At 71.9% G+C, this 7,978-nt stretch carries 6 protein-coding genes; 3 read left to right on the top strand and 3 right to left on the bottom strand.

Features of this window, described 5'->3' with window-relative positions:
- Positions 1-225: 225 nt before the first annotated feature.
- Positions 226-1,854, top strand: coding sequence for a DUF6345 domain-containing protein (locus ABT004_RS35260; RefSeq protein WP_351345543.1), 1,629 nt, complete (start codon positions 226-228; stop codon positions 1,852-1,854).
- Positions 1,855-1,925: 71 nt separating this feature from the next.
- Here ABT004_RS35260 and ABT004_RS35255 read toward each other — a convergent pair whose 3' ends face one another.
- From ABT004_RS35255 to ABT004_RS35245, 3 genes are all read right to left on the bottom strand, one after another.
- Entirely contained in the window at positions 1,926-3,326 is a 1,401-nt protein-coding gene (locus ABT004_RS35255) for an amino acid permease (RefSeq protein ID WP_351345540.1), read from the bottom strand.
- Between the two features lie 90 nt (positions 3,327-3,416).
- Positions 3,417-5,615 (bottom strand): alkaline phosphatase family protein, encoded by a 2,199-nt coding sequence (locus ABT004_RS35250; protein ID WP_351345537.1) that lies wholly within the window; start codon positions 5,613-5,615, stop codon positions 3,417-3,419.
- A 274-nt stretch (positions 5,616-5,889) separates the two neighbouring features.
- On the bottom strand, positions 5,890-6,315 hold the full coding sequence (locus ABT004_RS35245) for a hypothetical protein (RefSeq protein ID WP_351345534.1): 426 nt from the start codon (positions 6,313-6,315) through the stop codon (positions 5,890-5,892).
- 88 nt (positions 6,316-6,403) lie between these two features.
- On the opposite strand from ABT004_RS35245, the gene ABT004_RS35240 reads away from it, so the two are divergent.
- Entirely contained in the window at positions 6,404-7,177 is a 774-nt protein-coding gene (locus ABT004_RS35240) for an MBL fold metallo-hydrolase (RefSeq protein WP_351345531.1), read from the top strand.
- A 34-nt stretch (positions 7,178-7,211) separates the two neighbouring features.
- Positions 7,212-7,841: a DedA family protein gene (locus tag ABT004_RS35235; protein WP_351345546.1), complete on the top strand. Its 630-nt coding sequence runs from the start codon at positions 7,212-7,214 to the stop codon at positions 7,839-7,841.
- Positions 7,842-7,978 lie beyond the last annotated feature (137 nt).

Raw genomic sequence — 7,978 nt, 5'->3', positions numbered from 1 at the left:
CCGCCGGCGATTGAGGCGATCTTTACAGCCCCGCCGGCGCTTGAGGGGATCTTTCCAGCCCCGCCGGCGATTGAGGCGCGGGGTCCGGGGCGGAGCCCCGTGGCGTGACGCCGGGTGGGCTCTCCGGATGTGTGGCTGGAAAGGGTGCTGGGCAAAGGGGCCTGGTGGTGACATTTTGGGCCTCCCGGCCAGGGGGGCTCAGGGGGCTTCGCAGGGGGTCAGACCATGCGCATGATCTACGCGGACCAGGGTCCGTCACCACTGGAGACCGGGAAACCTGGCGCGACCGACCGGGACTCGACGTTCGGCTGGTGGGGCGCGTTCAGCATCCAGAAGTTCGTCAACCAGAACCCGCTCTCCCACACGCACGAGGACGCGACCGGCTGGCTCGCGTACCTCCAGCAGTTCTACGACCGCAACTTCTGGTTCGCCGACAGCGGCGTCCAGGTGTGGGCGTACGAAGAGACGTACGACAACTGGCAGGACCGGTACGGCGTGGACGCCGTCGTCGCCGTGTACCACTCGGGGCACGGCGGCATGGACGGCAACGGCGTGTTCTTCGCGCCGCTCGGCGCCCAGTGGGACAACCGCTCGGACGCGATCTCCAACCGGATGGCGTTCGGCAACGAGAAGGCCAACTACGTGTTCTGGTCGACGTGCAACTCGCTGCGCGTCCTCGACGGGCACTCCCCCGTCCGCACCTGGGCCGGGCCCAACGTCGGCTCCCGGATGATCTTCGGGTTCGAGACGACCAGCATCGACAGCGGCGACTACGGCAAGAAGTTCTGGGAGAAGTGGCGGGCCGGCCAGACGTTCTGCGACGCATGGCTGAACGCAAGCTGGGACATCTACCACGGTCAGGCGCCCTCGGTGTGCGCCACGGGTTCGACCCAGGCGGAGGCGCAGAACCGGCTGAACTCCGAGCGCAACTTCTACCGGGACCACGTCCCCGACAACTGGTATGCGTGGCGCTGGTACTACGCTCGCCAGGGCCTGCGCGACCCGTTGACGCAGGCGCCGCAGAGTCCGCAGATCGTGCAGCTGGCGCCCCGCGACCCGAGCGAGGAGCTCACCGCGGCCGGCCGCCTCGCGCACTTCCCGGCGGCGGCGCTGCAAGAGGTGCAGGTCGAGCGGCAGGGCGTGCTCAGCGCGAGTTCGGGCGACCGGTTCGTCTCGACGGCGCCGCAGGCGGTGCGCTGGGTGAAGCTCGCCGACGCCAACCACCGCAACACGCGGCAGCTGCCGACCGAGCGCGCCGTCGAACTCGCGCAGCGGTTCGTGCAGGAGCATGCGGAGGGCGTCGAGCTGGTCGTGGACGGTGTGCACGACCTGATGCAGAACAGCGGCAAGAAGGACGGCTCGCAGATCGGTGAGCCGGTGTCGCTGCAGACCCACGTCACGTTCCGGCAGGCCTTCGACGGCGTACCGGTGATCACGCCGGGCCGCGGCGAGTTCCGCGTCGCGCTCGACAACGACGGCACGGTCGTCCAGGCGACCCTGTCCACGCGTACGCCCACCGGCGAGACCCGCACGCCCGCCTCCGCGGTCGCGCCGCCATCCGGGAAGGGTCAGCAGGCGCTGGCCTCGCCCGGTTCGCGGGACCCGCGGCAGGCGCTCGACGAGGCGCAGCAGCGGCGTATCTCCCATCTGGCGGCGATGGCCGCGGACGGCTCGCGCTCCGCGGTCGACATCGAGGCGCAGCTGGAGGTCAGGGACGTGCCCGGGTCCCTCGAGGTCGGGTACGAGATCGAGGGGAACGAGGCGTATCCCGCGGCGCGGAAGTTGGTGGAGATCGGGGGGCGGGACGAGATGTTCCGGAAGCTGAGGTGGGTGGTGGCGCCCATCGCGAGGTAGCTCACGCCACACAAACCCCTCCGGCGATTGAAAGATGCGCCTCAATCGCCGGAGGGGCTTGAAAGACCTGCTCAATCGCCGCAGGGGCTTGAACTGCGCTTCTTTCGCGCCGACATCCACGCGTAGACGAGGACGCCCACGAACAGGAAGATGACACCCTGGTAGACGGCCGCGTAGCCCGCGCCGCCCACCAGCCACATCGAGAAGCCGAACGCCACGAGCGCGAGCGTCATGTCGCGCGCGAGGCGGCTCTTGCTCACCCGGTGGCCCTGGCCCGACAGCAGGAAGTAGATCTGCGCGGCCGTGGCGAGGAGGTACGGGACCGTCGCCGTGAACGTCGTGATGAGCACGAGGCTCTCGAAGACGCCCTCGGATCCCGCCGTGTAGTTGTAGATGGTCAGGACCGAGGCGAGGGCGACGCCGACGAGGACGCCGAACGTCGGGACGCCGCGCTTCTTGCGGGCGAACGCCGCCGGGAACAGGCCGTCCTTCGCGGGGGCGTACGGCGCCTGCGCGGAGAGCAGCGTCCAGCCGTTGAGCGCGCCGAGGATCGAGACGACCGCGGCGATGGCGACCGCGGTGCCGCCCCAGGTGCCGCCGAACATGACGTTGACGGAGTCGGTCATCGGCGCGGTGGAGTCCACCAGCTTGTCGTGGGCGACGGTGCCGAAGACGGAGACCGTGCACAGCAGGTACACGAGGGCGGCGAGCCCGGTGCCGAGGACCGTGGCCCGGCCGACGTTGCGCTCCGGGTCGCGGACCTCGCCCGCGCTCATGGAGGCGGACTCTACGCCCAGGTAGCTGAAGAGCAGGATCGCGGCGGACGCCGAGACCGCGCCGACCGGGGAGTCCCCGCCGCCGGCCTGGAACGGGCCGAGGTTGTCGGCGTCGAAGAAGAAGAGGCCGCCGACCGCGACGAGCACCAGCGGCGCGAACTTCAGGACGGTGGAGACCAGTTGGACGGCGCCGACGTAGCGGGTGCCGGCGAGGTTGGCGAGCGCGGGCAGCCACTGGCAGGCGAGTGCGGCGACGATCGTCCAGAACGTCGAACCGTGGATCGGCAGGAGTACGTCGAGGTACCCGACGGCGGCGACGGCGAGCGCCGCGTTCGACACCCACGAGGTGATCCAGTAGCTCCACGCGGCGAGGAACCCGGCGAAGTCGCCGAAGGCCTCACGGGCGTAGACGTAGGGGCCGCCGGTCTGCGGGTGCCGCTTCGCGAGCCGTCCGAAGACGAGCGCGAGGGCGATGGCGCCGACCGTCAGGACACCGAAGGCGACCAGCGAGATCGTGCCGTACGGGGCCACGGAGGCGGGCAGCAGGAAGATGCCGCCGCCGATGATGTTGCCCATGACCAGGGCCGTCGCGATGGGGAGACCGAACCTGCGGGCGTGCTTGCTGCCGCTCTGGTTCTGGTCCTCGTCCGCTGCCGGGGCCGTATCGGGAGCGGGGGCGGTCCCGGTGTCGAGCATGGGGGGAAGTGCCTCTCGATCGTGCTGAGCCACCTCGGGATCGCCGGGTGACGGGGCCCATGGTCCGGTGGGCTCCCGCCGCGCTCCAAATCAGGCGGAATTGTCCTGCGGCTCGGGGGGCGTGGCCGCAAAAGATCCACCGCCGGGATCTCGCCGGAGGGAATTCTCCACAGGGTTCTCCACGGGCCGCTCAAGCGGCTTCTTCGCAGGTGGGTCCAGGGACAGCGGTGTGACCCGCATCGGGATCTGCGGTCCGCTTCCCTCGGTCAGCCAGCGGCGCAGCACCCGGTGCACCTGCTCGGCGCCGACCAGTTCCTCGTCCTTCGGCACCGGTTCGGACAGCTCCGCGGGCGAGAGCAGGAACGGCCGGCTCTGGGCGCCGCCGAGCCCGCCGTGCGAGCCGATCTGCTCCTCGAAGGCGAGGACCTCGCCGTCCATCGGTTCGTACATGGAGTTGACCATGATGTCGGCGGTGTGCGGGAAGGAGTCGGTGCGGCGCACGGCGTCGGCGGCGCCCGGACCGAAGTCGGCGAGCGGCCCCTCGCCATCGGCGAGCTCGGCCAGCGGCACGTCGGCGCCCCGGGCCCCGAGCACGACCGCGCCGTGCTCCTCGCTGCGTACGAGCAGGAAGCCGATGCCGGGATGGTTGGCGAGGGTCGGCAGCAGGGCCGGGTTGCGGGCGTCGATCTCCTCGCGGGTCATGCGGTGCGGGACGTCGGGGAACGAGACGAGGCCGAGGTTGCCGGAGGCCAGCACGATCGGTTCGCTGCGGCGGCCCTTGCCCGCGCCCTCCTCGACGGGCCGGCGCAGCGCTGCCCGCACGGCGGCGCGGGCCTCGGCGCCGCTGCGGGTGCGCCTCGCGCGGCGGGGTACGGGCAGTCCGCAGCCCGCGCGGACCAGGTCCTGGAGGGTGAGCCCGTAGCGGCCCCTGAAGGTTTCGCCGGGGCTCTGCCCGTGGTCGGAGAGGACGACGATGCGGTACGGGCGCGGCGCGTGGTCCGCGACCTTGACCAGCAGCGCGAGCGAGCGGTCGAGGCGTTCGAGCACCTTCCGGGCGTCGCGGCCGAACGGTCCCGAGTGGTGCGCCACCTCGTCGTAGGCCACGAGGTCGGCGTAGACGGCGCTGCGGCCCGCGAGCATGTCGCCGATGACGGCCGTGACGACGACGTCCCGTTCGACGACGGTCGCGAAGGCGCGGATGAACGGGTACAGGCCGCCGCGCCCCATCCGGGGCCGCTCCTTGCGCAGGCGGGACCGCGTGGACTGGCCGATCTCGCGGCCGACCTCGGCGAAGAAGGACAGCGCCGTGCGGACGGCGTTCGCCGGGTCGGAGAAGTAGGCGAAGTAACCGGCCCGCGAGCGGTTCTCCTTGCCGCGCCGGGCGGCCACGGACAGTACGAGCGCGACCTCTTCCGCGCCGCCGCTGAACAGGTTGCCGCGGCTGGCGCCGTCGACGGTGAGCAGGCCGCCGTCGCCGGTGTGCGCGACGGCGCGGCGCTGGAGTTCGGCGGCGCTGGTGGGCCGGTTGGACACCTGCGTCTCGCCGGTGTCCTTCTCGTACCAGCGGAAGGCCGGGACGTCGTAATTGGAACCGTGCAGGATGCCGAGCTGGCTGGCGCCGGTCTGGCTCGACCAGTCGGTGCGCCACGGGGTGAGGCGGTGGCTGCCGTCGTGCAGCCAGGAGTTGACCGTCGGCATGACGTCGTCGCGCGCGGCGCGGCGCAGCACTTCGTGTCCTACACCGTCGAGCTGGATGAAGACGGTGCCGGGGGTGGGCGGGCAGGTGGTGTCGGCGTCGGAGCCCCTGCGGCGCCTGCGGTCAGCGAGCCGGTACAGGCGTCTGCGGTACGCGTCGTCGTCCCGGACGGCGAGCGCACCGCCGGTCGCGGACGCCACGGCCGACATGACCGCGGCCACGACGACCGCGGTCTCCGGGCCGGCCTCTCCCCTGCCGTCCGGGATGAGGTGCAGCGCGATGAGCAGCACGGCGCCGTTGAGGAAGAACACGCCGAGGCCGAGGACGAGCGCGGGGACGAGCAGCAGGGCGCGGACGAGGAGCGGCCAGACCAGGGCCGAGAGGAGGGCGAAGGCGGCGGCGGCGAGGGCGGCGGTGATGGCGACGCGGGTCATGCTGTCGCCGTCGGCGGAGGTCAGTTTGAAGTCGGGTAGCAGCCCGGCGAGGATCATCATGGTGAGGGTGCAGGCGGCCCAGACCGTGGCCGATCGCCAGGTTGTGCTTGCCGCGCGCGTCCACCAACGGCCTCCGGCCACGTCTCCGGCTCCCCTCATTGGTCAGGTGTGATCAGGTGTGGTCAGGGTTTCATACCTTTTGGGGCCACCCGTGGTCACGGCCACGGGGCTCCGCCCCGGACCCCGCGCCTCAAACGCCGGCGGGGCTGGAAAGATCAAGCCCCGCCGGGGATTGGATCGTCTGAGCTCGGCGGGGACTGGATCATCCGAGCCCGACGGGGGTCGGTTGTTCAAGCCCCTGCGGCGATTGAGCAGCGGGGTCCGGGGCGGAGCCCCGGGGCCGGGGGGCGGGTGGGTGCTCCCGGGGACGGGGTCAGCAGCCGTCGTAGCCTGCCGTGGGCATGGAGAGGCGGCGGTGGACGCGGGCCTTCATGTCCGCGTCGTACGCGGGTTCCGCGAGGCCCGCCGTCTCCAGACGGACACCGCGCCGCGCACACTCCCGCGCAAACGCGTCGACAGACCCCAGCGCCGCCCGCAACACCCTCTCGCACGGGGCGACGAACACGTCGACGAGGCCCGCGTCGACATCCGCCCACAGCACCTCGTGGTCGGGCCGGACCGCGTGGACCAGTAGCTCACGGGTGACCACGTAGCCGCGCTCGGCGGCCCAGCGCGCGCACATGGCGTGCTGGCTGCGCGAGTCCACCAGGAAGGGGTCGGCGTCCAACTCCTCCAGCGGGATCAGGCTGGCGATCGCCGCGACCCGCACCGCTCGGTCGCCCCCGTCGGATGCCCCCATGCGTCCCCCCTCACCACAGCTTTCGGCGTTGACCCTACTCCTGCACGTAGGCTCGGGGGAGTCGCCAAAGGAGCACAAGGAGGAGCGCGTGCCGGTGGAGATCACCTGGTGGGGTCATGCCACCTGCACCATCGAGGACGCGGGCACGCGCGTGCTCACGGACCCGCTCTTCGCCCGGCGCCTCGCACATCTGCGCCGCCGGGGCGGCGCGGCCCCGCCGCCGCGCGCCGCGGAGGCGGATGTCGTCCTCGTCTCCCACCTGCACGCCGACCACCTGCACGTGCCCTCGCTCGCCCGACTCGCGCCCGGTACGCGGGTGCTCGTGCCGAAGGGCGCCCCGCGCGCCGTGCCCGCGCTGCGCAAGCTCGGCGCGCTGAAGATCATCGAGGTGGAGGCGGGCGAGCGCGTCGAGGTCGGACACGTGGCGGTAGAGGTGGTGCGGGCCGAGCACGACGGGCGGCGGCTGCCCGTCGGTCCGCACATCGCCCCCGCGCTCGGTTACGTGGTGAACGGTGAGGCCCGTACGTACTTCGCCGGTGACACCGGGTTGTTCGACGGGATGGAGGACGCCGTCGGCAAGGTCGATGTGGCGCTGCTGCCGGTGGGCGGCTGGGGCCCCTACCTCGGGTCCGGGCATCTCGACGCGGGCCGGGCCGCCGAGGCGCTCGCCCGGATCGCGCCGCGCAGTGCGGTGCCCGTGCACTACGGGACGTACTGGCCGATCGGCATGGACGCGGTGCGGCCGCACGAATTCCACGCGCCGGGCGACGAGTTCGTCCGGCAGGCGGCGCTGCGTGCGCCCGGCGTGGCGGTGCACCGGCTCGACCAGGGCGAGAGCGTATGTCCCGAGGTGGCCGGATGAGACGGCTGCGCAGGCTGTCGGGGGCGCGCCGGTGATCCTCTCCGCCGCGACCCAGGTGCCGCCCGAGTCGACCCAACAGGCCGTCGGCTACCCCTCGTTGTTCCTGCTCATCTTCCTCGGGGCGCTCGTCCCGGTCATTCCGACCGGTGCGCTCGTGAGTTCCGCGGCGGTCGTCGCGTTCCACCACGGCAGCCCGCTCTCGCTGCTGTTCGTCTTCGCGGTGTCCGCGCTCGCCGCGTTCCTCGGCGATGTCGTCCTGTACTGGCTGGGGCGGCGCGGCATGCGCTCCAAGAACGGGTCGAAGTGGCTGGAGGCGATCCGTTCGCGGGCCCCCGAGGAGCGGCTCGCGCAGGCGCAGGCCAAGCTCTCCGACCATGGGGTGATGGTGCTTGTCCTGTCGCGGCTCGTGCCCGCGGGGCGGATTCCCGTGATGCTGGCGTGCTTGCTGGCGAAGATGCCGCTGCGGCAGTTCGCCCGCGGTGACGTTCCCGCGTGTCTCGCGTGGGCGGCGACGTACCAGGTCATCGGGATCCTCGGTGGTTCGCTCTTTCCGGAGCCGTGGCAGGGGGTTGTCGCGGCGATTGGCCTCACGGTGCTGATCAGTGCGGGGCCGGGGGTGTGGCGTCGGCTGCGGGGGCGTGAGTCGGGCAGCCAACACGCGTAGCCCTCCGGGGGTTCGGCCCGTCCGTCGTTACGGCCTCGGGGCTCCGCCCCGGACCCCGCGCCTCAAACGCCGGCGGGGCTGGAAAGATCGCCTCAATCGCCGGCGGGGCTTGATGGATCCACCCCCGTCGGCGATCG

This window comes from Streptomyces sp. NPDC002790, from assembly GCF_040295505.1.
Lineage (GTDB): Bacteria > Actinomycetota > Actinomycetes > Streptomycetales > Streptomycetaceae > Streptomyces.
Note: the sequence above shows the minus strand (reverse complement) of the source record. Positions and strands in the feature narration are given on the sequence as shown.

Bases quoted from the DNA above. Each gene is read 5' to 3' on its own strand.
- ABT004_RS35260 (WP_351345543.1), top strand. From the start codon at position 226: ATGCGCATGATCTACGCGGACCAGGGTCCGTCACCACTGGAGACCGGG.
- ABT004_RS35255 (WP_351345540.1), bottom strand. From the start codon at position 3,326: ATGCTCGACACCGGGACCGCCCCCGCTCCCGATACGGCCCCGGCAGCG.
- ABT004_RS35250 (WP_351345537.1), bottom strand. From the start codon at position 5,615: ATGAGGGGAGCCGGAGACGTGGCCGGAGGCCGTTGGTGGACGCGCGCG.
- ABT004_RS35245 (WP_351345534.1), bottom strand. From the start codon at position 6,315: ATGGGGGCATCCGACGGGGGCGACCGAGCGGTGCGGGTCGCGGCGATC.